This window comes from Streptomyces sp. NPDC057638 (genome assembly GCF_042800315.1).
Taxonomy (GTDB): Bacteria; Actinomycetota; Actinomycetes; order Streptomycetales; family Streptomycetaceae; genus Streptomyces.
The window spans coordinates 1-25,222 of record NZ_JBHVHF010000092.1 but is presented as its reverse complement, the minus strand read 5'-3'; the positions used below and the strand labels follow the sequence as shown (position 1 = coordinate 25,222).

At 71.8% G+C, this 25,222-nt stretch carries 17 protein-coding genes; 4 read left to right on the top strand and 13 right to left on the bottom strand.

The features are described from left to right. Window positions 1–60: 60 nt before the first annotated feature. Window positions 61–2,949, bottom strand: coding sequence for a vitamin B12-dependent ribonucleotide reductase (locus ACFVIM_RS15430; RefSeq protein ID WP_384301326.1), 2,889 nt, complete (start codon window positions 2,947–2,949; stop codon window positions 61–63). A gap of 216 nt (window positions 2,950–3,165) precedes the next feature. Then, a complete protein-coding gene (nrdR, locus tag ACFVIM_RS15425) occupies window positions 3,166–3,681 on the bottom strand; it encodes a transcriptional regulator NrdR (RefSeq protein ID WP_384301324.1) in 516 nt (171 codons plus the stop codon). Window positions 3,682–4,742: 1,061 nt separating this feature from the next. On the opposite strand from nrdR, the gene lexA reads away from it, so the two are divergent. Continuing rightward, entirely contained in the window at window positions 4,743–5,537 is a 795-nt protein-coding gene (gene lexA / locus ACFVIM_RS15420; protein ID WP_384301322.1) for a transcriptional repressor LexA, read from the top strand. A gap of 205 nt (window positions 5,538–5,742) precedes the next feature. On the opposite strand, the gene ACFVIM_RS15415 is transcribed toward lexA, so the two are convergent. The 5 genes from ACFVIM_RS15415 to ACFVIM_RS15395 form a co-directional block, all read right to left on the bottom strand. After that, a complete protein-coding gene (locus tag ACFVIM_RS15415; RefSeq protein ID WP_384301320.1) occupies window positions 5,743–7,713 on the bottom strand; it encodes an ATP-dependent DNA helicase in 1,971 nt (656 codons plus the stop codon). Window positions 7,714–7,860: 147 nt separating this feature from the next. Then, window positions 7,861–9,780: an IucA/IucC family protein gene (locus ACFVIM_RS15410; RefSeq protein WP_384301318.1), complete on the bottom strand. Its 1,920-nt coding sequence runs from the start codon at window positions 9,778–9,780 to the stop codon at window positions 7,861–7,863. 18 nt (window positions 9,781–9,798) lie between these two features. Further along, window positions 9,799–10,440, bottom strand: a complete 642-nt coding sequence (locus ACFVIM_RS15405) for a GNAT family N-acetyltransferase (RefSeq protein ID WP_384301316.1) — start codon at window positions 10,438–10,440, stop codon at window positions 9,799–9,801. Window positions 10,441–10,573: 133 nt separating this feature from the next. Continuing rightward, a complete protein-coding gene (locus ACFVIM_RS15400) occupies window positions 10,574–12,538 on the bottom strand; it encodes an IucA/IucC family protein (protein WP_384301314.1) in 1,965 nt (654 codons plus the stop codon). Between the two features lie 49 nt (window positions 12,539–12,587). Next, window positions 12,588–13,958 carry a diaminobutyrate--2-oxoglutarate transaminase family protein gene (locus ACFVIM_RS15395; RefSeq protein ID WP_384301312.1) on the bottom strand — a complete coding sequence of 457 codons (1,371 nt, stop codon included), beginning with the start codon at window positions 13,956–13,958 and terminating at the stop codon, window positions 12,588–12,590. A 455-nt stretch (window positions 13,959–14,413) separates the two neighbouring features. Between ACFVIM_RS15395 and ACFVIM_RS15390 the strand changes: the two genes are divergently transcribed. After that, window positions 14,414–15,583: a trypsin-like serine peptidase gene (locus tag ACFVIM_RS15390; protein ID WP_384301310.1), complete on the top strand. Its 1,170-nt coding sequence runs from the start codon at window positions 14,414–14,416 to the stop codon at window positions 15,581–15,583. 345 nt (window positions 15,584–15,928) lie between these two features. Here ACFVIM_RS15390 and hflX read toward each other — a convergent pair whose 3' ends face one another. The 6 genes from hflX to miaA form a co-directional block, all read right to left on the bottom strand. Then, complete coding sequence (gene hflX, locus ACFVIM_RS15385) at window positions 15,929–17,419, bottom strand: GTPase HflX (protein WP_384301308.1); 1,491 nt, start codon at window positions 17,417–17,419, stop codon at window positions 15,929–15,931. A 327-nt stretch (window positions 17,420–17,746) separates the two neighbouring features. Further along, window positions 17,747–19,330 (bottom strand): M1 family metallopeptidase, encoded by a 1,584-nt coding sequence (locus ACFVIM_RS15380; protein ID WP_384301306.1) that lies wholly within the window; start codon window positions 19,328–19,330, stop codon window positions 17,747–17,749. A gap of 66 nt (window positions 19,331–19,396) precedes the next feature. Continuing rightward, window positions 19,397–21,646: a RelA/SpoT family protein gene (locus ACFVIM_RS15375; RefSeq protein WP_384301304.1), complete on the bottom strand. Its 2,250-nt coding sequence runs from the start codon at window positions 21,644–21,646 to the stop codon at window positions 19,397–19,399. Window positions 21,647–21,790: 144 nt separating this feature from the next. Next, complete coding sequence (gene dapF / locus ACFVIM_RS15370) at window positions 21,791–22,717, bottom strand: diaminopimelate epimerase (RefSeq protein ID WP_384301302.1); 927 nt, start codon at window positions 22,715–22,717, stop codon at window positions 21,791–21,793. 112 nt (window positions 22,718–22,829) lie between these two features. After that, window positions 22,830–23,309 carry a hypothetical protein gene (locus ACFVIM_RS15365; protein ID WP_384301328.1) on the bottom strand — a complete coding sequence of 160 codons (480 nt, stop codon included), beginning with the start codon at window positions 23,307–23,309 and terminating at the stop codon, window positions 22,830–22,832. A gap of 106 nt (window positions 23,310–23,415) precedes the next feature. Continuing rightward, window positions 23,416–24,354, bottom strand: a complete 939-nt coding sequence (miaA, locus tag ACFVIM_RS15360; protein WP_384301300.1) for a tRNA (adenosine(37)-N6)-dimethylallyltransferase MiaA — start codon at window positions 24,352–24,354, stop codon at window positions 23,416–23,418. Between the two features lie 190 nt (window positions 24,355–24,544). Here miaA and ACFVIM_RS15355 point away from each other — a divergent pair, with 190 nt between their 5' ends. Both ACFVIM_RS15355 and ACFVIM_RS15350 read left to right on the top strand, forming a co-directional pair. After that, entirely contained in the window at window positions 24,545–24,841 is a 297-nt protein-coding gene (locus ACFVIM_RS15355) for a hypothetical protein (RefSeq protein ID WP_384301298.1), read from the top strand. A gap of 44 nt (window positions 24,842–24,885) precedes the next feature. Next, window positions 24,886–25,167, top strand: coding sequence for an antitoxin (locus ACFVIM_RS15350; RefSeq protein WP_384301296.1), 282 nt, complete (start codon window positions 24,886–24,888; stop codon window positions 25,165–25,167). Window positions 25,168–25,222 lie beyond the last annotated feature (55 nt).

Here is a 25,222-nt window from a genome sequence, read left to right as displayed (position 1 = left end):
CCCTTTCCTCAGGAACTCACATCCCGAGCTTCCCGGGCATCAGCCGGGGAGAGCCAGGGATCAGCTGCACCCGCTGGTGGATCCGCAGCCCTCGCAGATGTAGCAGGAGCCCGCCCGCTGCATCTTCGTACCGCAGGAGAAGCACAGCGGCGCGTCCGCGCTGATGCCGAGCTGCATCTCGACCAGCTCGGCCGAGGTGTGGACCTGCTGGGGCGCCGCCGGGGCCGGGGCGGCCGGAGCCACGGCCAGCGCGGGCTGCTCCTGCTGGCGCGGGGCGGACTGGGCCAGGCCCTCGACATCGACCTCGTCGTCGGCGGGCTCGTACGAGCCGGTCTCCAGGTGGCGCTGACGCTCCTCGGCCGAGTGGATGCCGAGCGCCGAGCGGGTCTCGAACGGCAGGAAGTCCAGCGCCAGGCGGCGGAAGATGTAGTCGACGATCGACTGCGCCATCCGTACGTCCGGGTCGTCCGTCATGCCGGCCGGCTCGAAGCGCATGTTGGTGAACTTCGAGACGTACGTCTCCAGCGGCACACCGTACTGGAGGCCGACCGAGACGGCGATGGAGAAGGCGTCCATCATGCCCGCGAGCGTCGAGCCCTGCTTGGACATCTTGAGGAAGACCTCGCCGAGACCGTCGTCCGGGTAGGAGTTGGCGGTCATATAGCCTTCGGCGCCACCGACGGTGAAGGAGGTGGTGATGCCCGGGCGGCCCTTCGGGAGGCGCTTGCGGACGGGGCGGTACTCGACGACCTTCTCGACCGCGGACCGGATGGTCTCCTCGGCCTTCTCGGTGATCTCCGCCTTCTCCTTCTCCTTGGTCTTCGCGGAGAGGGGCTGGCCGACCTTGCAGTTGTCGCGGTAGATCGCGAGCGCCTTGACGCCCATCTTCCAGGCCTCGAAGTAGATCTCCTCGACCTCCTCGACGGTCGCCGACTCCGGCATGTTGACCGTCTTGGAGAGCGCGCCGGAGATCCAGGGCTGGATCGCGGCCATCATCCGGACGTGGCCCATCGCGGAGATGGAACGCTCACCCATGGCGCAGTCGAAGACCTCGTAGTGCTCGGTCTTCAGAGCGGGCGCGTCGATCACGTTGCCGTGCTCGGCGATGTGGGCGACGATCGCCTCGATCTGCTCGGCCTGGTAGCCGAGACGGCGCAGCGCCTGGGGCACGGTGCCGTTGACGATCTGCATCGAGCCGCCGCCGACCAGCTTCTTGAACTTGACCAGGGCGAGGTCGGGCTCCAGTCCGGTGGTGTCACAGGACATGGCCAGACCGATGGTGCCGGTCGGGGCGATCACCGAGGCCTGGGCGTTACGGAAGCCGTTCCTCTCACCCAGGCGGATCACGTCCTGCCAGGCCTCCGTGGCGGCGGCCCAGATCGGGGTGTCCAGGTCGTCCATGCGCGGGGCGGTGGCGTTGGCGTCGGCGTGCTGCTTCATGACGCGCTGGTGCGGCTCGGCGTTACGGGCGTAGCCGTCGTACGCGCCGACGACACCGGCCAGCTCGGCCGAGCGCCGGTAGGAGGCGCTGGTCATCAGCGAGGTGATGGCACCGGCCAGGGCGCGGCCACCGTCGCTGTCGTAGGCGTGGCCGGTGGCCATCAGCAGGGCGCCGAGGTTGGCGTACCCGATGCCGAGCTGGCGGAAGGCGCGGGTGTTCTCGCCGATCTTCTGGGTCGGGAAGTCGGCGAAGCAGATGGAGATGTCCATCGCCGTGATGACCAGCTCCACGACCTTGGTGAAGCGCTCGACGTCGAAGGACTGGCTGCCCTCGCCGTCGTCCTTGAGGAACTTCATCAGGTTCAGCGAGGCGAGGTTGCAGGACGTGTTGTCCAGGTGCATGTACTCGCTGCACGGGTTCGAGCCGTTGATCCGGCCCGACTCGGGGCAGGTGTGCCAGCGGTTGATGGTGTCGTCGTACTGGATGCCGGGATCGGCGCAGGCCCACGCGGCCTCGGCCATCTTGCGGAAGAGCCCCTTGGCGTCGACCTCCTCGATGACCTCGCCGGTCATCCGGGCGCGCAGCCCGAAGCGGGAGCCCGTCTCGACCGCCCGCATGAACTCGTCGTTGACCCGGACGGAGTTGTTGGCGTTCTGGTACTGGACGGAGGTGATGTCGTCCCCGCCCAGGTCCATGTCGAAGCCCGCGTCCCGCAGGGCACGGATCTTCTCCTCCTCCTTCACCTTGGTCTCGATGAAGCTCTCGATGTCGGGGTGGTCGACATCGAGGATCACCATCTTGGCGGCACGCCGGGTGGCACCGCCGGACTTGATGGTTCCGGCGGAGGCGTCGGCGCCCCGCATAAAGGAGACCGGGCCGGAGGCGTTGCCGCCGGAGGAGAGGAGTTCCTTGGAGGAACGGATCCGGGAGAGGTTCAGACCGGCGCCCGAACCGCCCTTGAAGATCATGCCCTCTTCCTTGTACCAGTCGAGGATCGACTCCATGGAGTCGTCGACGGACAGGATGAAGCAGGCGGAGACCTGCTGCGGCTGGGGCGTGCCGACGTTGAACCACACCGGCGAGTTGAAGCTGAAGATCTGGTGAAGGAGGGCGTACGCCAGCTCGTGCTCGAAGATCTCGGCGTCGGCGGGCGAGGCGAAGTACTTGTACTCCTCGCCGGCCGCCCGGTACGTCTTCACGATCCGGTCGATCAGCTGCTTGAGGCCGGTCTCACGCTGGGGCGTGCCCACGGCCCCGCGGAAGTACTTGCTGGTGACGATGTTGACCGCGTTCACCGACCAGAAGTCGGGGAACTCGACGCCACGCTGCTCGAAGTTGACCGAGCCGTCGCGCCAATTGGTCATGACGACGTCACGGCGCTCCCAGACCACCTCGTCGTACGGGTGCACGCCGGGGGTGGTGTGGACACGCTCGATGCGCAGCCCCTTGCTGGCCTTGGTTCCCTTGGCGCGGGACCCTCGTGCCGGGCCGCTCGTCGTCTCTGTCATGCCGCCTCCCATATACGGGCAAAAACGCCCTGAAGTGCCCAGATCTTCCCGGGGCACAGTCTGTGTCTGTTGTTCCGAGCGCCCCACTGCACCCGGAACGGCTCTTGCTGCCACCCGCTCCGCCGGGCGGCGCCCACCGACCTCGGTGGTCCGGACGACCGGACGACCGGGCGACCGGACGCACCGGTTCGCCGCGGACCGTCCGTGGCCGCGCCGCTAGTCGGCCGCGGTGGCGGGTCCGGGGACCGCCAGATGCTCGGCGCAGCAACCGGCACCCCGCACCGGGGGTCGTTGCTCGCGCAGTTCCGCGATGGCGGCCTCGAAGTCCTCAAGTGAGTCGAACGCCCGGTACACGGACGCGAAGCGCAGGTAGGCGACGAGGTCGAGCTCCTGCAGGGGGCCGAGTATGGCCAGACCCACATCGTGGGTGGTCAGCTCGGCACTCCCGGTGGCGCGCACCGCCTCCTCGACCCGCTGGCCGAGCTTGGCGAGGGCGTCCTCGGTGACCGGCCGCCCCTGGCATGCCTTGCGCACACCAGAGATGACCTTGGTACGGCTGAAGGGCTCGGTCACACCGCTGCGCTTGATCACCATCAGCGACGCGGTCTCCACCGTCGTGAAACGGCGGGAACAGTCGGGGCACTGCCGCCGGCGCCTGATCGACGTCCCGTCGTCGGTGGTGCGACTGTCGACGACCCGGCTGTCGGGGTGCCTGCAGAAGGGGCAGTGCATGGTTCCCAACCCTCCCTCATGGCACGACTGAATAGCCTCGACGATCCGGTCCGAAACCTTCCGAGCCCTCCGAAGCAGCCCCAAGCATAGGCGATGCCTCGGACAGCCAAGGACCGGGGACCACAACTTGTGGGCAGTGCCCACAATCCAACCACTACATCTGGGGTTTGATCGCACTTTGGGTACACACGCGTGTCGCGCGACAGACCGCTGTCGCCCAGGGCGTACGGGCGGTGACACCCCGGCTTCGGAAGGCCGCGCCCCGGGATCCGGCCCACCCGAACGGGCCAGACCGCCACCCGCCGCCCGCGGGAGCGCGACCGACTGTACCGAGCCGGGCGAGGGCTTGGGCGCCACGACCACCACCCGGGCCGAGCGCTCACGGAGAGTGAGCGCGAACCTCACGCCGCGAGCGTGCGGACTCACCGCCCGACCTCACCCCCGGAAAGAACCGAGGGCTCACCGGCAGACCCGGGTCACCCCAAAGAACCACAGAACCACAGAACCAACAGACCCACGGAACCCACAGATCCCAGAGCCGCCGGGCACAGGGCGGGACCCAGGTGTCGCGCAACTCCCCGGGCACCAGGAAAGCGCCCGGAACATGGAAACCCTGAAACCTGAAAGGGGCACGGGAAGCCTCACGCCACCCCTCGGCCGCCATCCAGCGGCCACCGGTCGTCCCGCACGAGCGTACGGGAAAAACCTGGCACCCCCGGACGCCGGACCCGGTGCGCGCATTCGCGTACCGGTGATGCGAGACTGGGTGCGGATCCACGGATCCGCGGATTACCAGCCCCCGGTCCCCCCGGCCTCCCGGCCCGGCGGCATCCCCGGCAGCCCCGGCGGTGAGCGCGCGGGTTACGGTAATGGCGGGTAATTACCGCGCGGGCCGTGCAATCGGCCGCACGATTACCCCTCCGGGCAGTCATTCGCACATACACCCAAACACATGCGCGCGTAAGGCGATTTGCAATTTTTCACTCGAACGTGTGTTTGGCGCAACCTTTCGAAACCAACTACCGTTGTCCAGCTAGGGAGACCATTCGAGAGGGGCCGACGTGACCACCACCGCTGACAGTGCCACCATCACTGCCCAGGACCGCTCCCCGAGCCGATTCGAGCCGCTACACGCCATGAACGACGCAGCCACGAACCCCGATGCCACGGAGCCCTCGCGGACGGCGCGCTCGATGCCTGGTCGGCCCCCGGGCATCCGGGCGGACAGCTCCGGACTCACCGACCGGCAGCGACGGGTCATCGAGGTCATCCGGGACTCCGTGCAGCGTCGCGGCTACCCACCGTCGATGCGGGAGATCGGCCAGGCGGTCGGCCTGTCCAGCACCTCGTCCGTCGCCCACCAGCTCATGGCCCTGGAGCGCAAGGGCTTCCTGCGGCGCGACCCCCATCGGCCCCGGGCCTATGAGGTACGCGGCTCCGACCAGCCCAGCGCCCAGCCCACGGACACCACGGGCAAGCCCGCCGCCTCCTATGTCCCCCTGGTCGGCCGGATCGCGGCCGGTGGCCCGATCCTCGCCGAGGAGTCCGTCGAGGACGTCTTCCCACTGCCCCGGCAGCTCGTCGGCGACGGTGAGCTGTTCGTTCTCAAGGTCGTGGGCGACTCGATGATCGAGGCCGCGATCTGTGACGGCGACTGGGTGACCGTCCGTCGTCAGCCCGTCGCCGAGAATGGCGACATCGTGGCCGCCATGCTGGAGGGCGAGGCCACGGTCAAGCGCTTCAAGCGGGAGAACGGCCATGTGTGGCTGCTTCCGCACAACGCCGCCTACCAGCCCATCCCCGGTGATGACGCGACCATCCTGGGCAAGGTGGTGGCGGTGCTGCGGCGGGTGTGATGTCGCCCCGCCTCCGACCAGGCCCCGGGACCCACTGCGCCGGTCCCGGGGTCCTGTCATGCCGCACGCGCCCCTCAAGGTCGACGCGACCCCCGGCACCGGCCGGTGTCGAAGCACCCCTCAACACCGGCCCGTAGCGAAGAACACCGGCCCGTGTCGAAGCGCCCCTCAACGCCGGTCAGTGCCGTCACCGGTCAGTGCCGTCTCACGCGCCGTCCGCCTTCGCGGCGGCGTCGATCGCGGCCAGGGAGCGACGGGCCTGATTGCGGTCGGTGGTGTACCAGAAGTCGGGCAGGGAGGAGCGGAGGAATCCGCCGTACCGCGCGGTGGCGATACGGGGGTCAAGGATCGCGACGACGCCCCGGTCACCGGTCGCCCGGACCAGACGCCCGGCGCCCTGCGCCATCAGCAGCGCCGCATGGGTGGCGGCGACCGCCATGAAGCCGTTTCCACCGGCCTCCTCCACCGCCTTCTGGCGGGCGCTCATCAGCGGGTCGTCGGGGCGGGGGAAGGGAATGCGGTCCATCACCACAAGCTGGCAGCTCGGGCCGGGGACATCGACCCCCTGCCAGAGCGAGAGGGTCCCGAAGAGACAGGTTCCCGGGTCGGCCGCGAACGTCTTGATCAGCTCGCCGAGCGTCTCCTCGCCCTGTAGCAGGATCGGCCGGTCCAGCCGCCCGCGGAGTTCCTCGGCGGCGGCCTGTGCGGCGCGCATCGAGGAGAAGAGGCCGAGCGTGCGCCCACCGGCGGCCTCCACCAGCTCCGCCAGTTCGTCCATCATGTCGGCCCGGGACCCCTCCCGGCCGGGCGTCGACAGATGGCGGGCCACATAGAGGATCCCCTGCTTGGGATAGTCGAAGGGCGAGCCGACGTCGAGGCCCTTCCACGGCGGCGCGTCCTCACCCTCCACTCCCTCCGGGGAGAGCCCGAGGGAGGCACCCACTCCGTTGAAGTCACCGCCGAGCTTGAGGGTCGCCGAGGTCAGGACCACCGAGCGGTCGGCGAAGAGCTTCTCCCGCAGCAGCCCCGAGACGGTCATGGGGGCGACCCGCAGGGAGGCGCCGAACCGGTCGTGGCGCTCGAACCAGACCACGTCGTACTCGGAGCCCAGGGTGATCCGCTCGGCCACCTCATGGACGTTCTCCACCGAGGCGAGGGCCTGCTTGCGGACCGCGTCCTCGTCCGCGACCGAGGAGTCACGGGTGGCGCCGATCGCCGAGATCACCGTGCGCGCCGCGTCCCGCAGGGTCACCAGGGCATGACCGAGGTCCTCGGGGATCTCCTCCAGACGGCCGGGCAGGGCCAGCTCCATCACCCGCTCAAAGCTCTCCGCCGCCGTCTGGAGGGCGTCCGCCGCCTTCTCGTTGACCAGTTTGGCCGCGCGCCGCACGGCCCGGTTGACCTGCCCTGGTGTGAGTTCTCCGGTGGCGGCGCCGGTGACCCGGGAGACCAGCTCATGGGCCTCGTCGATCACCAGGACCTCATGGGACGGCAGCACCGGGGCGCCCTCGATGGCGTCGATGGCCAGGAGCGCGTGGTTGGTGACGACGACATCCGCGAGCTTGGCCCGCTCACGGGCCGCCTCCGCGAAGCACTCCATCCCATACGCGCATTTGCTGGCGCCCAGACACTCCCGGGAGGAGACCGAGACCTGGGCCCAGGCCCGGTCGGAGACGCCCGGGGTCAGCGAGTCGCGGTCGCCGGTCTCCGTCTCGTCGGCCCAGTCCCGCATCCGCAGCAGGTCCTGGCCCAGCTTGCTGCTGGGGGCGGCGGCCTCGAACGGGTCGAAGAGCCCCTCCTCCTCGTCCTGCGGCACGCCCTCGTGGAGGCGGTGGAGGCAGAGATAGTTGGAGCGGCCCTTGAGCATCGCGAACTCGGGGCGGCGGCGCAGCAGCGGATGGAGCGCCTCCACCGTGCGCGGCAGATCACGCTCGACCAGCTGGCGCTGGAGGGCCAGCGTGGCCGTCGCGATCACCACCCGCTCCCCGTGCGCCACGGACGGCACCAGATAGCCGAGCGACTTTCCGGTGCCGGTCCCGGCCTGGACGAGGAGATGCGACCCGTCGTCGACGGCTTCGGCGACGGCTTCGGCCATGGCCAGCTGACCGGGCCTTTCCACACCACCGACGGCGGACACGGCGGCGTGGAGGAGTGCGGGGAGGGATGGCTTCGTCATAGGCCGTCCAGCCTACGGCCCGGCGGTGACAGCGGGTGCCGATCACGCCAGGTCCACCCACGCCCCCTCCGGTGCCGGACCGCCCAGCGCGTCGGCGCCCCTCCTCGGGCCGCGCGCCGAGCCCTCGGCCGCCCGTGCGCCCCCGGCTCACGCGAGCGGGTTCACCACCGTCCCGTACACCGCCGCGTGCGGCCGGTCGGAGCGGTCCCGGTACCCGTCGAGATGGAGCCGGTTGCGGTTGAGACAGAGCCGCTCGATCTCCGGTGTGAGCAGGTCGAACGTCTCGTACCGTTCCTTCAGTTCTGGGAAGCGCGCGTGGTAGCGGAGGATTTCGGCGCGCACGAGTGACCAGAATTCGAGTTCGGGGACCTCAAGCCACTCCTCGTACAGCGGAGCCAGGAAACGGAAGACGCCGATAAAGAGTCCCGAGTGGATGAACTGGGTGAGGAAGGCGGGCTCCTCGACCAGCAGGACCGCGCGGACCTCGTCGGGCATGGAGAGCTGCTCGGGCAGGGGGTGCGCGCTGATGTTGATGTCGTCGACGAAGTCCTTGATCGCGAGCCGTACGGGCACGTCCTGTTCGTCATAGACGACGATCGCATTCTCCCCGTGGGGCGAGAAGACCGTGCCGTAGCGGTAGAGGAAGTGCAGCAGTGGCGGGAGCAGCGCGGCGAGGAGATGGCGGAGCCAGACCGTCGGCGTCAGTCCGGAGCGGGCGACCAGCTCGGCCGTGAACGCCCGGCCGTCGCGGTCGGTGTGCAGCAGCGCGGCCAGCGTCCGGGCGCGCTCCCCGGGCGCGAGCCGGGGCTCCAGTGGCTCGCGCCAGATCGCACCGAGCAGTTCCCGGTACTGGTAGGGCACCTCCGGCAGCGCGTCGTACAGGGGATGCGCGACGGTGACCGAGGCCACCTCGCCCAGCAGGATCACCCGGCACTCGTCCCGCAGAAACGGATCACCGTCCCGCAGCCCCTGCACCCAGCCCGTCACGGCGGGGGCGGCGACCGTCCGCTCGGTGGGCAGTCCCCGCCAGACGAGGGTGTTGAGGATGGAGAGCGGCAGTTTCAGGGTGTGGCGCTCGGGCCGGTCCAGGTTCATGAAGGTCCGTACCGACTGCTGTGGCAGTCGCCGGTCACCGTCGCTGGGCAGTGGCACGATGTCGCCGCGCGCCACGGCGGGGGCGAAGAGGGGCAGCACGATCTCGTCCCACTGCCAGGGGTGGATGGGGAGGTAGAGATAGGCGGCGGGGTCGAGCCCCCGGGAGCGCAGTACGGCGGCGAAGGTGTCGCGGACCGCTCCGCCCAGCTCACGGGCGTACAGGGCGTCCGCGGTGGCGAGGCCGGGAACGCCCCGGTAGACGGCGGTCCCCGAGCGCACCGCGATCCAGGGCAGGGCGACGGGTCTGCGGGCCTCGGGCGCCCAGGTGGCGGTGTCCCGGGCGGAGAATCCCATACGCCCCTTGTTCATCACCAGCCAGGGATGTCCGGTCTGGTGGCCCTCGATGTCCGCGTAGCTCAGGTCGGCGAGTTCGGCGGCGGTGAGGGCGTCGGCGTCCAGCCCGGTGTCGGAGGCGAGGGTGACCGTCAGTTCCCGCAGCAGATGGCCGAGGGTGGCGCCGTCGAGTCCGAGCAGGGTGCGGGCGCGGACGAGGAAGTCCAGAGGGTCACGGTAGGGGCGTCCGTCGTGCTCGATGGTGGCGGGGAGTACCCGCCAGCTGCCGTACGCCCCACGCCGGGCCGCGAAGGAGAGGGTGAACCCGTCGTCGACGCGGAGGATGTGCCGCCGCGGCCCGGCGGAGGAATCGGTGCGCCGCTCGGGCTCGGCGGAGGACTCGGGTTCGGCAGGGGACTCGGCGGAGGGCTCGGTGTCGGCGGCGGGCGCGAGGACCGGCTCGACCAGTCCTTCGTACGCGAACTCCCCCACCAGCTTGGCGAGGAGTCGCGTCGACGCCCGCTCCCAGGTCTCCGCGGTGAGTCCCGGCGGTGCGCACAGAACGGGCGTCCGCAGCTCGTCGGGGCCGGGGGGGACGGGGGAATTCGGCACAAGGGCTCCTTGGTGGGATGGGCACATCGTGGTGTCGCGAGTGGTTCAGAGCACGTCCCGCAGCGCGCGGTCACGGACCATCAGGGCCGCGCGCTTCTCGGGAAGGTCGAGTTCGGCGCTCAGGCGGAACCCTCCGCTCAGGAAGGCGGCGAGGGAGGGCGTGTTACGGAGGTCCGGTTCGGCGACGACCCGCGCGCAGCGGGGGCGCATATCGAGGATGAGGTCGGCGACGGCCCTGATCAGCAGGGAGCCAAGACCACGGCCGCGGTGCGCGGCGTCGCCGAGGAGGAGATGGATCCCGGTGTCATGCGGTCGGGCGGGGTAGTGGGCGGCCAGGGCATCGAGGTCGGCGCGGTAGATCTCGAAGTAGCCCACGGGAGTGCCGTCGAGCGCCCCGAGACAGGGCAGGCTCCGACCGTCCCCGTCGAGCTGGGTCCGCAGATGGGCGGCGGTCCGTTCGACAGGACCGGCCAGGTCCCAGGAGGCGGCCACGACGGGATCGTTCATCCACGCCCCGATCAGCCTCAGATCTCTCTGCAACCGCACTGGCACCAGGCGGAACACCCCCATCGCTGTCACAGCGGCGCGCCAACCACGCACACCGTCGAGAGGATCCCCAGCGACCGGGATGTCATGTACACCCCGGCGCTCGATTCCACGGCCGGTGCTCGCGTCGGCGGGAGGCACAGGGGCGCGCTCTTCTCTGGGGGTCGGAGGCCGGAGGGAGTCCCGTCGCGCACACGGCCGCGGTCCTGCCGCGCCGCGCGCGTGCGTGCCGGGAGAGCACGCGTACGGGTGTACAGGGGCGACCTGGCCCGCCTCAGACGTGCAGCGGATTGGCGATCGTCACGTACACCGACTGGGTGTCGACCGGCCCGACGAGTTCATCGAGCCCCCGCATCCGGGTGAGCAGATTGGCCTTGACCCGCAGGGTGGGGGTGGCCAGCAGCTGTCCGGGCAGCGGGGAGCCAAGGCCCGTGACGGTGGTGAGGAACTGCCGCAGGGCGGCCAGCAGGACACGCTCGTCGGCGAGGCGCTGGGATCCGAAGGCGCCGATGAGACCGAAGATGTTGTTGATGGCGAGGTAGTACGCGAACCGCTCGTCGGTGACGTCGTCCGAGACGAAGGTGTCACTGAGCGCGCCGATGCCCGGAAGGCGCTGGTCCAGTTCGGCGCGGCGGGACTCGCGGAAGTAGTACCCCTGATTGTCGCGGTAGCGTCCGCCGGCGGGCCAGCCGTCGGAGTCCAGCAGCACGATGGTGTTCTGCTGGTGGGCCTCCAGCGCGACCCCGGCCATGGCGTCCAGCCAGAGCACGGGCCGCACCACGTGATCGAGGTAGCGCAGGAACCACTCGGCGGCGACGGCGGCGCAGGGCCGTCCGGTCCGCCGCACCAGATGGGCCACGATCCGGGCGAGCCGGGAATGGCTGGCGGACTGACCCGGCCAGGGCCGGGGTGAGGTGAGCGCGGCGACACAGACCGCGTCGTCCTGGGGACCGAAGGGATTGTGCCGGATCATCACATCGAGTCCGGGCACGGCCCCGCCCCCGGCGAGGTCGACGGCGCTGGTGTCGACCGCGAGCCAGGCCGGATCGCGCACGATGTCGAACCCGGGATGGGCCGCCCGCCAGCGCTCGGCGAGCCCGGTGCGCAGCAGCCGGTGCACCTCGACGCCCCGGTGCAGTTCCTTGCGGAGGTTCTCCCGGCGCGAGTTGGTGATCCTGACGCCGAGGGAGAGCTTGAGCATCGCCGGTACGCCGGGCCGGTGCACGGTCCTGATCGAGGAGGTGGGGTGCCAGGGCACACCGTGCGGACCGAGGTCATGGAGCAGCCCGGCCGCCAGCAGGGCTGTCACATCGGCGCGGTGCCGCAGCTCCCGCGCCTGCCAGGGGTGCACCGGCAGGGCGACGGCGCGCTCGGGCAGCGGCAGTTCGCCGAGCAGCCGTGCGGTGATCCGGTCGGCCGGCAGCACCCGGCCCTGTTCGGTCCAGGCGGAGTCGGTGGCGAGGACGGAGCGGTCCACGGCCATCCAGTGCAGCGGGAAGGAGCCGTGCAGCTCGGGCGAGTAGAGGCGCGCCTCGCTCTCGGAGAGCCCCTCCCGGCTCTTGGGCGTGGGGTGCAGCGGATGACCGAGGAGCAGTGACTGCTCGGCGGTGAGGAAGAGGTCCGCCCCGGCGGCGGGCGCGGGCCTCGCCCGCCGCGCGGCGATGAACCGGGCGGTATGCCGTACGGAGTCGGCGACCCGTCCCACCAGATCGCCGCCGTCGCCCTGGCCACCCTCGCGTCCGAGCAGCGCGGCGACGGTCACGGCGTCGGCGGGGACGGCGTCCTCGGGCGCGTCCGCGAGCACGGGCGGGCCGAAGCGATGCCACCCGGTCGGGGACCAGTAGCGCACGGGCACCAGGAGCGCGGTGCCACTGGCGGGGAGGGGCAGGCGCAGGGTGGGCCCGGCGGGGTCGGTGACGCCGTGCTCCCGTACCCAGCAGCGCAGCAGGCTCTCGACGGCGGCCGTGTCGGCGGCGCGCCGGGGGTCGGGGTGGTCGAGGGGCTCCGCCGGGGGCTGTGCCTGCTCGGTGGGGCTCCAGGGGTGCTGGCGGGGCACGGTCGGAACGGTTCCCGTGGTGCTCGCGCCGGGCGGGCGGCCGGGCACCGGCGCTCCGCCGGGCGGCGGGGGCCCGGCGGCGGTGGCCGCCAGCGGCGGCTCCCCCCCGGCCGGTGCCGTGGGGCCCGGCTCGGCGCGGGACGGTACGCATGGGGTGGGCGACGGATTCGCGATGGGGTGCATGGCGGGCTCCTCGGATTCGTCCGGTCGGGGGTGACGGCGGTTCCGCCCGTCAGGGGGATCCCTGGACGGCCGCGCCCTCGGCCGCGGCCAGCGCGTCCGCGAAACGGTCGAGGACGGCCTCGGCCTGGTCGTCGGTGAGGGTGAGTGGCGGCAGGAGACGGACGACGGCGGAGTGACGGCCGCCGAGTTCGACGATGAGCCCCCGGTCCAGACAGGCCCGCTGTACGGCCGCGGCCAGCGCCGGGGCAGGCGGCGGAACGAGTGCGTCCGGGGTGCTGTCCGCCGGATCGACCAACTCGACGCCGATCATCAGGCCCCGGCCGCGGACATCGCCGATGCTGGGGTGCGCGGCGGCCAGACCCTGGAGCCGCCCCAGCATCCGGGCGCCCAGTGTCGCGGCATGGTCGGCGAGCCGGTTCTCCCGGACGAAGGCCAGTGTCGCCGCGCCCGCCGCCATGGCGAGCTGGTTGCCCCGGAAGGTCCCCGCGTGGGCGCCGGGCTGCCAGACGTCGAGCGCGGACCGGTAGACGACGACGGCGAGCGGCAGGGAACCGCCGATCGCCTTGGAGAGCACCATCACATCGGGCCGCACACCGCTGCGTTCCACCGCCCAGAAGGTACCGGTCCGGCCGACGCCGGTCTGTACCTCGTCCACGACGAGCGGGATACCGCGTTCCTCGGTGATCCTCCGCATCCGCCGCATCCAGGCGTCCGGCGCCGGGATCACCCCGCCCTCACCCTGGACCGGTTCGAGGATCATCCCGGCCGGGGTGGGCACCCCGCCCTTGGGGTCGTCGAGCAGGGCCTCGGTCCAGCGGGCGCCCAGTTCGGCGCCCCGGTCGCCGCCGACGCCGAAGGGGCAGCGGTAGTCCTGGGGGAAGGGCAGCCGGGTCACCCGCACATCGGTGGCGCCCCCGGAGGCGCCGAGCGCTCCGGCGGTCATCCCGTGGTAGGCGCCGGTGAAGGCGAGGAGCCCCTGGCGGCCGGTGGCGGTGCGCACCAGCTTGAGCGCCGCCTCCACCGCGTCGGTCCCGGCGGGGCCGCAGAACTGGATCCGCGCGTCGTCGGCGAACTCCTGGGGCAGCGTGGCGAACAGCTCCGTGGTGAACGCGTCCTTGACGGGGGTGGCGAGGTCCAGGACGTGGAGCGGGGCCCCGGAGTCGATCACCTTCCGGACGGCTTCGAGCACCACGGGGTGGTTGTGACCGAGCGCCAGCGTGCCGGCGCCGGAGAGACAGTCGAGGTAGCGGCGCCCGTCCGCGCCCTCGATGGTGATCCCCCGCGCCCGTACGGGAACGATCGGAAGCGACCGCGCGTAGGTGCGGGCGGCGGACTCGCGGAGCGACTGCCGCCGCAGGATCCCCCGCTGTGCCTCCTCGGGCACGGCCGACGGCGCGGAAGCAGGTTCGGTCACGGCCACGGCTGTCGGTCCTCCGGCGGTAAGGCGGTGTATGTCTGTTGATACCGCGATGTATCGGGTCGGTCGGCTCTGTCGGGTGCGCTGTCACAGGGCGTCGCGCGTCGGCCGGTCCACCGCGTGCGTGCTCGCTGTGCTCCCCCGTATCTCCGTACGTACCAACGACGCGACGCGCCGGGAAGCACGGGCGGATCGAAGATCCTTCACAGGGGATCCGCATATGCGAGCCGTGAGGCGCGACCGGTGGACATGAGGAGGCATGACCGGAACCGGATACGGAATCAGAGACGGCGTTCTCGACGGGGCGGAGGCGGCGCTGTGCGGCGAGCGCGACGCCTGTAGGGTTCGCGGCGGTTCGAGGAGTTCACGGTTCAACGATGTCGTCGCGGTTCCGGCCGGGCGGTACGGCCGTTCCGGCCCGGGGCGCGGCAACACGGACGTCTCAGAGGGATCACCACATGCGACCCAAGCGCGCGATACGGAGGACGGCGTGCCTCGCCGCCGCCCTCGCCCTGGCCACGACCGGCTGCGAAGCACCCGGCGACAACACAGCACCCCCCACCGCCTCCGCGTCGTCCAGCGGCTCCGGTCAGGAACGGCCCTCCGTCCTGGAGGAGGTCAAGAAGCGCCTCAAGGAACACGGAATCGACCTCGACGAGTGGCGCGACGGCGAGTGGAAGACCTGGGACAAGGAGAAGTGGCTGCGCGAGGCCCGGGACTTCATCAACCCCATCATCGAGGGGTTGTGGAACCCGGAGCGGATGCGTGAGGCCGAGGCCGCCCCCGTACCCGGGCTGGAGCGCGCCGCACCCGGGGAGAAAGGGGTCACCGATCCGGCGCCCGCCCGGATCCCCGCGCGGGCGGTGCGGCCGCCCTACCGCGCCAGCGCCCCCGAGGCCGGAAAGGTCTTCTTCGACGGGCCGAACGGACCGATGGTCTGCTCGGGGACAGTGGTGCGGGACCCGGCCCGCCCCGGCCGGTCCAATCTGGTCTGGACGGCGGGCCACTGTGTCCACAAGGGCAAGGAGGGCGGCTGGTACCGGAACATCGCCTTCGTCCCCTCCTACAACGATCGCGCGGACTCCCACCAGGACGCGGCCCAGGAGGAGGTCGCCCCGCTGGGGGTCTGGTGGGCCGACTGGGCACAGACCTCGCCCCGGTGGATCGGCGAGGGCGCGCGGACCGGGGGCGCGGGGGCGCCCTTCGACTACGCGGTCATCCGGGTGGCCCCCGCGAAGGGGGCCGGCGGCCGGTCGCTGGAGGAGACGGTCGGCTCGGCGCTGCCGGTGGAGTTCGACGCCCCGGGCATGTCCGGGGTCGGCGCGCTGACCGCGACCGGGTATCCGGCCTCGGCGCCCTACGACGGCGAGCGGATGTTCCAGTGCTCCGGCCGCCCCGGGCGGCTCTCGGTGGACGAGGACGACCCGACCATGTACCGGATCGGCTGCACCATGACCGGAGGGGCCTCCGGCGGCGGCTGGGTGGGCCGGGGCCGGGACGGCGCGCCCGCCCTGATCTCCAACACCTCCATCGGTCCCGCCTCGGCGGGCTGGCTGGCCGGACCCCGCCTCGACGCCGAGGCCCGGGAGGTCTACACAGACGCGAGCGAGGGACTTCCGCGCGACTGAGGCACCGGATACGTCCAGGGTGGCCGGGCGCGGGCTACGTCCAGGGGGCCGCGCGCCGGATACGTCCACGGTGGCAGGGCGCCAGGTACGTCCGCGATGGCAGGGCGCCGGGCCCGCCGTTCAGAGCACCAGTCGCTCCCGGCGACGCCCGTCCCCCGCCGCCTCCCGGCGGAGGCTCCACCCCGCTCGGAGGGGCACCGAACGCGGCGGGCGCCCGCCGCCCCTCGGCACCCCGCGTCAGCGGGGAACCGGGAACGACGGGCGCCCGGGTGGTCGGCGACCGTGGTGACAGGCGGCCTCAGCACACACGGTCAGCGGCCGGCTGTCAGGGAGCGCGGAACGCGGTCAGCCAGCGACCGGCACATAGGGCGCCAGCGCCGCCGCCAGTTCCTCATGCACTCGCGCCTTGATCAGCGTGCCGTCCGTGGTGTGCTCCTCCGAGAGGATCTCGCCCTGGGCATGTACCCGGGAGACCAGACCGCCCTCGGTGTAGGGCACGAGCGCCTCGATCTCGACGGCGGGCCTCGGCAGCTCGCTGTCGATGAGCGCGAGGAGTTCGTCGATGCCCTCGCCGGTGCGCGCCGACACGGCCATGGCGTGCCGCTCAATGCGCAGCAGCCGCTGGAGCACCAGCGGATCGGCCGCGTCCGCCTTGTTGATGATCACGATCTCCGGCACGTTCACCGCGCCGACGTCACGGATCACCTCACGCACGGCGGCGAGCTGCTCCTCCGGCGCCGGATGCGAGCCGTCCACCACGTGGAGGATCAGATCGGCGTCACCGACCTCCTCCATCGTGGAGCGGAACGCCTCGACGAGGTGGTGCGGCAGATGCCGGACGAACCCGACGGTGTCGGCCAGGGTGTAGACCCGGCCGCTCGGGGTCTCCGCCCTGCGGACGGTGGGGTCCAGGGTGGCGAACAGGGCGTTCTCCACCAGGACTCCGGCGCCCGTGAGACGGTTGAGCAGCGAGGACTTACCGGCGTTGGTGTACCCGGCGATGGCGACGGAGGGCACCTGGTAACGGCGGCGCTCCTGGCGCTTGACCTCGCGGCCCGTCTTCATCTCCGCGATCTCCCGGCGCATCTTCGCCATCTTCTCGCGGATCCGGCGCCGGTCCGTCTCGATCTTGGTCTCACCGGGGCCTCGGGTGGCCATGCCGCCACCGCCGCCGCCACCCATCTGCCGGGAGAGCGACTGGCCCCAGCCACGCAGCCGGGGCAGCATGTACTGCATCTGGGCGAGCGCGACCTGAGCCTTACCCTCACGGGACTTGGCGTGCTGGGCGAAGATGTCGAGGATCAGGGCGGTACGGTCGACCACCTTCACCTTGACGACATCCTCCAGGTGGATCAGCTGACCGGGGCTGAGCTCACCATCGCAGACAACGGTGTCGGCACCGGAGTCCAGGACGATGTCCCGCAGCTCCTGCGCCTTGCCGGAGCCGATGTAGGTGGCCGGGTCCGGCTTGTCACGGCGCTGGATGACGCCGTCGAGCACATGCGCGCCCGCCGTCTCGGCCAGCGCCGCCAGCTCCGCCAGGGAGTTCTCCGCGTCCTGCGCGGTCCCCGAGGTCCATACGCCGACGAGGACCACGCGCTCCAGTCGGAGCTGGCGGTACTCGACCTCGGTGACGTCTTCGAGCTCGGTCGACAGCCCCGCCACGCGCCGCAGGGCGGCCCGGTCCGAGCGGTCGAGCTGATCGCCGTCCCGCGCTCCGTCGACCTCGTGGCTCCAGGCGACGTCCTCTTCCATCAGGGCATCGGCCCGAAGGCTCTCGGTACGCGTCGTCGCGAAGCTCTGCTCGTCCTGGGAAGGGGATGAAGAGGAGGTCATTGGATCCTTACGTCGATGGAGAGTGGTGGGTGCGCACCGGACGGGGCCGATACGTCTTCGTCAGTCACAACGCGTGATGGGTTCGGATGATTCCCGTACGGGAGTCCGATTCCCACGCTGGTGGCCGATTGCGGTCGGTCCCGAGGGGCCGCCCGCGCCGGACGGGCGTCGTGGGCGCCGGTCGGCGGACCGTCGTGTATCACGAGGACCTCGGCCGTCCGGTCCGGCGGCGCCGTCGACCCCCTGATGGTCCCATGGGGCCGTCGGGGCCGTCACCCGGGTTTCCCGTCCGCACGCCGGGCCCGGGGCCCATGCGGCCCGGCGGGCTCAGTGCGGTGGGTGCCCGGCGGGAGCGGAGCCCGGGAGCGGGTCGGTACCGGTGGGCGCGGGAGCGGGCCGGGTGGCCGGGGCGTCCCCGGTCGAGTGGGCCGAGCGGGCCGGGGCCGTGCTCGTCCAGTCGGGGTGCCCCGGCATGGGCGGGGTGCGCTCCCCGTACAGCCACGCCCGGAAGAACGCCGTGAGATCGCGCCCGGCGGTCCGCGACGCCAGGGCCACGAAGTCGGCGGTGCCCGCCGTGGCGTCCCGGTGCTCCCGCACCCAGGCCCGTTCCAGGCGGTCGAAGGCGTCCTGGCCGATGGTGTGCCGCAGCGCGTAGAGGACCAGCGCGCTGCCGTCGTAGACGACCGGCCGGAACAGGCTGATCTTCTGGCCCGGGGACGGTGGCCGGGGGGCGGCGGGCGGGCCGCCGCTGGCGCGCCACTGGTCGGAGAGCCGGTACGCCTCGCGCATCCGCCGCTCCACGCGGTGGCCCGACTTCTCCTCGGCGTACAGCGCCTCGTACCAGGTGGCGTGGCCCTCGTTGAGCCAGAGGTCGGACCAGGTGCGCGGGGTGACGCTGTCACCGAACCACTGGTGGGCCAGCTCATGGACCATGATCGAGTCGATGTACCACGCGGGGAACGCGTCGTTCACGAAGAGCCGCCGCTCGAAGAGCGACAGGGTCTGGGTCTCCAGCTCGTACCCGGTGTCGGCGTCGGCGATGAGCACCCCGTAGTTCTCGAACGGGTAGGTGCCGACCTTTCCCTCCATCCAGGCGATCTGGCCGGGGGTCTTGGCGAGCCAGGGTTCCAGTGCCGAGCGGTCCTTGGCGGGGATCACGTCCCGGACGGGCAGCCCGCCGGGCCCTTCCCGGGTGGGGACGGCCGAGGCCCCGATGGAGACCTGGGCCAGTTCGGTCGCCATGGGATGGCGGGTCTGGTAGATCCAGGTCGTCCGCGCGCCACGCGTCTCCTTGGAGACGCGTACACCGTTGCTGACGGCGGTGAGCGCGTTCGGCGCGGTGATACGGAAGGTGAAGTACGCCTTGTCCGCCGGATGGTCGTTGCCGGGGAAGACCCGGTGGGCGGCGTCCGCCTGGTTGGCCATCGCGAGACCGTCACCGGTGCGGATCCAGCCGCCCGCGCCCTTGGAGTCGCGCGGGTCGCTGGTGTGCTCGACGGTGATCCTCAGCGGCGCGCCCGCCTCCACCGGAAGCAGCGGTTCTACGACGAGGTCCTCACCCGCCGACGCGAACTCGGCGGGCAGCCCGTTCACCTCGACCGAGGCGACCGTGCCATGGGTGAAGTCGAGGTTGACCCGCTCCAGCCGTTCGGTGGTCCGGGCGTCGATCCTGGTCACGGCCGCCAGGGGGGTGGCGTTGTCCTGGTAGGTCAGGCCGATGTCGTAGGCGATGACGTCATAGCCGGGGTTGCCGAGCTGAGGGAAGAGCGGATCGCCGATGCCGAGCGCGGTCGGCTCCGGTGGCGGCAGCGCGGCGGCGACCAGCGTGAGCGACGCGAGCGCGAGCAGCGCGGCACGCGAGCGGCGCCGTGGGGCGATGGCCCGGGAGACGAGCCGGGGAGTGGGCAGCATGCACAACCGCTACCAAGGGGCCGCGTCACGCCGTGCGGTGACGCGCGCCATGCCACCCGAACGAGGTCAGCCCATGGCCGCCGGTTGCTGGGCACGGCTCACGTCGTACACCCCGGCGACCTTCCGCATGGCACGCATCAGGGCGGGCAGCCGGGCCGCGTCCGGCAGGCGGAGCGTGTACGTGTGACGCACCCGCTGTTCGCTGGGCGGCTCCACGGTCGCCGAGACGATGGCCGCACCCTCCACGGCGATGACCTCGGTGAGGTCGGCCAGCAACCGGGGGCGGCCGAAGGACTCGGCGACCAGGGTCACGCGGCAGCCCGCCGCCTCGCCCCAGCGCACCGCCACGGGCTCGCGCTCCAGGGACCGCATCCGGGTGACGGCCGAGCACTCCTCGCGGTGGACGGTGACCACCCCGCCGCGTACCGCGAAGCCGACGACCGTGTCGTGCGGTACGGGCGTACAGCATCCCGCCAGCCGCGCGGTGGCGCCGGGAAGGTCCACGACGGCCTCCGCCACGGCGGGGCCCTCATCGCCCGAGGCGACGGGAGCCGGTCTGCTCGGCGCGGCCGCCGGGGTCCTGGCGGCCTCCGGATGCGCCGTCAGCCAGGTGGAGATCGCGATCCGGGCCGCGGGGGTGCGGGCGTGCTCCAGCCAGTCGGGCGACGGGCCGGACACCGTGTCCTGTGGGGCGGCCGCGACGCCCTCCCCGTCACGGGCGAGGGCCGGGGAGGGCCGCTCCCGGGACCCCGCCGGCCGGGCGGGGGCCTCGTCAGCATCACGGGTCTCATGAGCATCACGGACCTCGCGGGTGTCACGGACCTCATGGATCTCGTGGGCGAGGAGCAGTTGCACCGTATCCCCGTCGCCCAGGACGGTCCCCAGCGTCGCCAGACGGCCATTGACCCGGGCGCCGAGGGACGCGTGCGCCCGTTCACCGTACAGCGCGTACGCGGCGTCGACACAGCTGGCGCCCGCGGGGAGCCCCAGCGGCCGCCCGCCGACGGGGAAGACGGTGATCTCGCGGTCCTGCGCGAGATCGGCGCGGAGGGAGGACCAGAACGCCTCGGAGTCGGGCGTCGCCTGCTGCCACTCCAGCAGCCGGGAGAGCCAGCCGGGCCGGGTCGGGTCGGCGCGCTCGCCGTCCCCGCGCTCCCCGTCGACGGGGGCGGCGCCCTCGGTGGCGTTGTCGGGGTTGCCGAGCGCGATGACGCCGGCCTCGGCGACCCGGTGCATCTGGTGCGTGCGGATGAGGACTTCGGCGACGGCGCCCTCGGGACCCGCGACGGCGGTGTGCAGCGACTGGTAGAGGTTGAACTTGGGGGCGGCGATGAAGTCCTTGAACTCGGAGACCACCGGGGTGAAACAGGTGTGCAGCTCCCCGAGGACCCCGTAACAGTCGGCGTCCTCGGTGACCAGGACCAGCAGCCGTCCGAAGTCGGTGCCGCGCAGCTCACCGCGTTTGAGGCTGACGCGGTGCACGGAGACGAAGTGCCGCGGCCTTATGAGGACTTCGGCGGCGATGCCCGCCTCCCGCAGGACCGCGCGGAAACGCTCCGCCATCGCGTCGAGCGCGGCCCCCGCGTCGGCGTTCTCGGCGATCAGGGCGCGGGTGCGCTCGTACTCCTCGGGGTGGAGGATGGCGAAGACCAGGTCCTCCAGCTCGGTCTTGAGCACCTGCACGCCCAGACGCTCGGCGAGCGGGATGAGCACATCGCGGGTGACGCGGGCGATCCTCGCCTGCTTCTCGGGCCGCATCACGCCCAGCGTCCGCATGTTGTGCAGCCGGTCCGCGAGCTTGATGGACATCACCCGGACGTCGTTACCGGTGGCGACGAGCATCTTGCGGAAGGTCTCCGGCTCGGCCGCGGCGCCGTAGTCGACCTTCTCCAGCTTGGTGACACCGTCCACGAGATAGGCGACCTCGTCGCCGAACTCGCGGTGGACCTGATCGAGGGTCACCTCGGTGTCCTCGACGGTGTCGTGCAGGAGCGATGCCGTCAGCGTCGTGGTCTCGGCGCCGAGTTCGGCCAGAATCAGGGTGACGGCGAGCGGATGCGTGATGTAGGGCTCACCGCTCTTGCGGAACTGCCCGCGGTGCGAGGACTCCGCGAGGAGATAGGCCCGCTGGAGCGTGGCGAGATCGGCGTCGGGGTGGTGCGCCCGATGCGCCTCGGCCACATGGCCGATCGCGTCGGGCAGCCGGTCGCGTCCGGTCGGGCCGAGCAACGCGGCCCGCCCCAGCCTGCGGAAGTCGATCCTGGGGCGCCCCCGCCGACGGCTGTGGGCACCAGGGTTGACGGCCTCTGCACTCATGGGGACCTCCGGACACCTGTCGACCGGCGGGGTGTGAAGGGGCGGGCATGCCCTCCGGGCCGGTGCTTGATGCTATCGAGCCCACCACGTGGAGCAGTCCGCCTCTCGCCGAGCGTGAACCGGATCACCCATTCGAGCGAGGCTCTATCCGGTCACGGTTTCGGAGCGTGTGAACAGCGCGGGCGCGAGGTGACCCTCCGCGACGATGACGGCCGCCCCGGTCATCTCGATCTCCCCGTCCGGGCGCTCGGTGATGACCAGTCGGCCGCCGGGCAGATCCACGGTGTACGAGACCGGGGTTCCGGTCAGCGCGGGGTCCAGGCCGTCACGCCGGGCGGCCGCGACGGCGACGGCGCACGCGCCCGTGCCACAGGAACGCGTCTCCCCGGAGCCGCGTTCGTGGACGCGCATCGCCACGTGCCGCTCCCCCCGGTCCACCACGAACTCCACGTTGACCCCGTCCGGGTAGACGGCTGACGGGCTGTAGGGCGGCGGGGCGAGGAGATCGCCCGCGTGGTCGAGGTCCTCGACGAAGGCGACCGCGTGCGGGTTGCCCATGTTCACATGGCGGGTCGGCCAGCTGCGGCCGCCGACGGTAACCGTGACGCTCTCCTCGGGGAGCGCCGCCCGTCCCATACGGACGGTGATCTCGCCGTCCTCGCCGCCGGGCCCCGCCGCCGCGATATGGACGCGCTTGACGCCACCCCGGGTGGCGACGGCCAGCTCCCCGGTGCCGGTGAGCCCCGCGTGCTGGAGATAGCGGGCGAAGACCCGCACGCCGTTGCCGCACATCTCGGCGACCGAGCCGTCCGCGTTGCGGTAGTCCATGAACCACTCGGCCTCGTCCGCGAGGGCACGCGCCTCGGGGTGCGCCGCGGACCGCACGACGTGGAGCAGCCCGTCCCCGCCGAGTCCGGCCCGCCGGTCGCAGAGCCGGGCGACGGTCGCGGGGGACAGCTCGATGGCGTTGCCGGGGTCGGGAACGATCACGAAGTCGTTCTCGGTGCCGTGTCCCTTGAGGAAGGCGAGCGGCGCGGGCGTCGATGGCTGTGCGGTGGTCACGTGTTCCATCGTACGAGGGCCCGCCCTCGTCCCTGACGCCGCCGACGGCACGGGTGCGCGACGAGCGGGGGGGGAGCAAGCGGCTGGGCCCGGGGCCCGGAGGGATGGGTTCGGCGGCCGGTCAGCGCAGCCGCGCGACGCGCCAGACGGCCAGCGCGACCAGGACGGCGGCCACACCGACGTACAGGGCGAGCACCCGCCAGTCGGGGCGCTCACCGGAGCCGCGCGCGGGCAGTCCGGGCCAGGCGTGACCGACCTTGCGCGCCGCCATCACGCCCCAGCCCGCCGCGCAGCAGCTGATCAGCAGTCCGAGCATGGCGACGACGGCGCCCCCGCCGCCGTTGCCGAAGGCGAGCGGGAAGCCGAACATCAGGGAGCCGACGGCCGCGAGCGACACGATGGGCGCGAGCTGCCAGATGCGCAGCCGACGGGCCGGGCGCAGTTCGACCTCGACCTCGTCGGCCAGCACCGCGTGATCACCGGCGAAGACGCCGGGGGATTCAGGGGTATCGGGGGCGTCGGGGCCGTCCGGACTCAGCCGGGGCGGATCGCCCGCCGCACCCCGGCTCTGCTGGTCAGTGTCGTGAGGGCCGGCCTCCATCGCCACGCGCCCTCCCCACTCGGACTCCACAGTCGATCGATGCTCGATGATGGCACGGCCCGGGGCGCCGCATTGACGGGCGGGGCGTCCCGATGCCATCACGTGATCAGGCTGTAACCGCTCGTTCGATCAACGCCAGTGCCTGCCGCGGAAGTTCCCCGCGGTCGGCTACGGCACCACTGAGCCAATGCACCCGGGGATCCCTTCTGAACCAGGAATCCTGGCGGCGCGCGAAGCGCTTGGTGGCACGGATGGTCTCGTCCCGCGCCTCCCGCTCGGTGCACTCACCCGCGAGGGCGCGGAGGATCTGCTGGTAGCCGAGGGCGCGGGAGGCCGTGAGCCCCTCGCGCAGCCCGTGCGCCTCCAGGGCGCGCACCTCCTCGACGAACCCCGCGTCCCACATCCGGTCGACCCGCAGGGCGATGCGTTCGTCGAGCTCCGGGCGGGCCACGTCGACCCCGATCTGGATGGTGTCGTAGACGCTCTCGTGACCAGGGAGGTTGGCGGTGAAGGGGCGCCCCGTGATCTCGATCACCTCCAGGGCGCGCACGACACGGCGGCCGTTGCCGGGGAGGATCGCCCGGGCGGCCTCGGGGTCGGCGGCGGCGAGCCGGGCATGCAGGGCCCCGGGGCCGCGTATCGCCAGCTCCTCCTCCAGGCGGGCGCGGACCTCGGGGTCGGTGCCGGGGAACTCCAGGGCGTCGACCGCGCCCCGGACGTAGAGCCCGGAACCGCCGACCAGGACGGGGGTGCGGCCCTCGGCGAGCAGCCGGTCCATCTCCGCCCGTGCGAGTCGCTGGTACTCGGCCACGCTGGCGGTCTGGGTGACGTCCCAGACATCGAGCAGATGGTGGGGTACCCCGCCGCGCTCCTCCGGCGTCAGTTTGGCGGTGCCGATGTCCATCCCCCGGTAGAGCTGCATGGAGTCGGCGTTGACGACCTCACCGCCCAGGCGCTGGGCGAGGAAGACCCCGAGATCGGACTTTCCGGCCGCGGTGGGACCGACGACGGCGATGACCCGCGGCGCGGGAGCTGCACTTCTCACCCACCCAGTCTCCCAAACCCGCCCAGGTGCCCCCGAACGAGCGAGGTGACGGAGGGGCCGGGGCTTCGTTGCCTGTTGCGAGGTCGCGTGCGGCGGGCCCCTCGGTCGAGGCCGCGCGGTAGCGGACGCACGCCCTGGGCGACGCGGAACTTCACCCACACGAGTACGATATGGAGTAAATATGGGCGCTATGGGATCTTTTGCTCGGTTCTTTCGTCGGTCCAAGGAAGCCACGGGTGACTCCGCCGGGGCGCCCGAGACACCGGTGTCATCAGGCGCGGTTACGCTGGCGGGGGAGCCCGGAACCGGGGCCGCCACCGAGGAGGAGGCGCCGAAGAGCGCGTCCGCCGTCGGCGGGGACGCCGGTACCGGCCGGGCCGAGGGCCCCCAAGCCACGGCCGCGGTCGCCGAGGCCGTGGAGATCCCCCGGCAGCAGTCCGCCGGGGAGGCGGCCGACAGCGAGACCGGCGAGGGCGCCCGCGCGTAGTCCCGTACGCAGTACCTGGCAGTCCGCACGAGGAAAGGTGCCCCATGGGCCTCCTGGACACACTGAAGGCCAAGCTCGCCCCCGCGAAGGAGAAGGTCTCCGACCTCGCGCAGCAGCACGGGGACAAGATCGAGCAGGGTCTGGAGAAGGCCGCGCACGCGGTGGACTCCAAGACCAAGGGCAAGTACAGCGACAAGATCGAGACCGGTACGGGGAAGGCCAAGGAGGCCCTGGAGCGCTTGGCGCACAAGGACGACGGCACACCCAAGGACGACGGCACCACGCCCAAGAGCGACGGGGACAACCCGCCGCCGCGAGCTTCCTGAGACACGATCGGCGCCCGTGACAAGGCCGGACGGCCCGGAGCATCCCGCTCCGGGC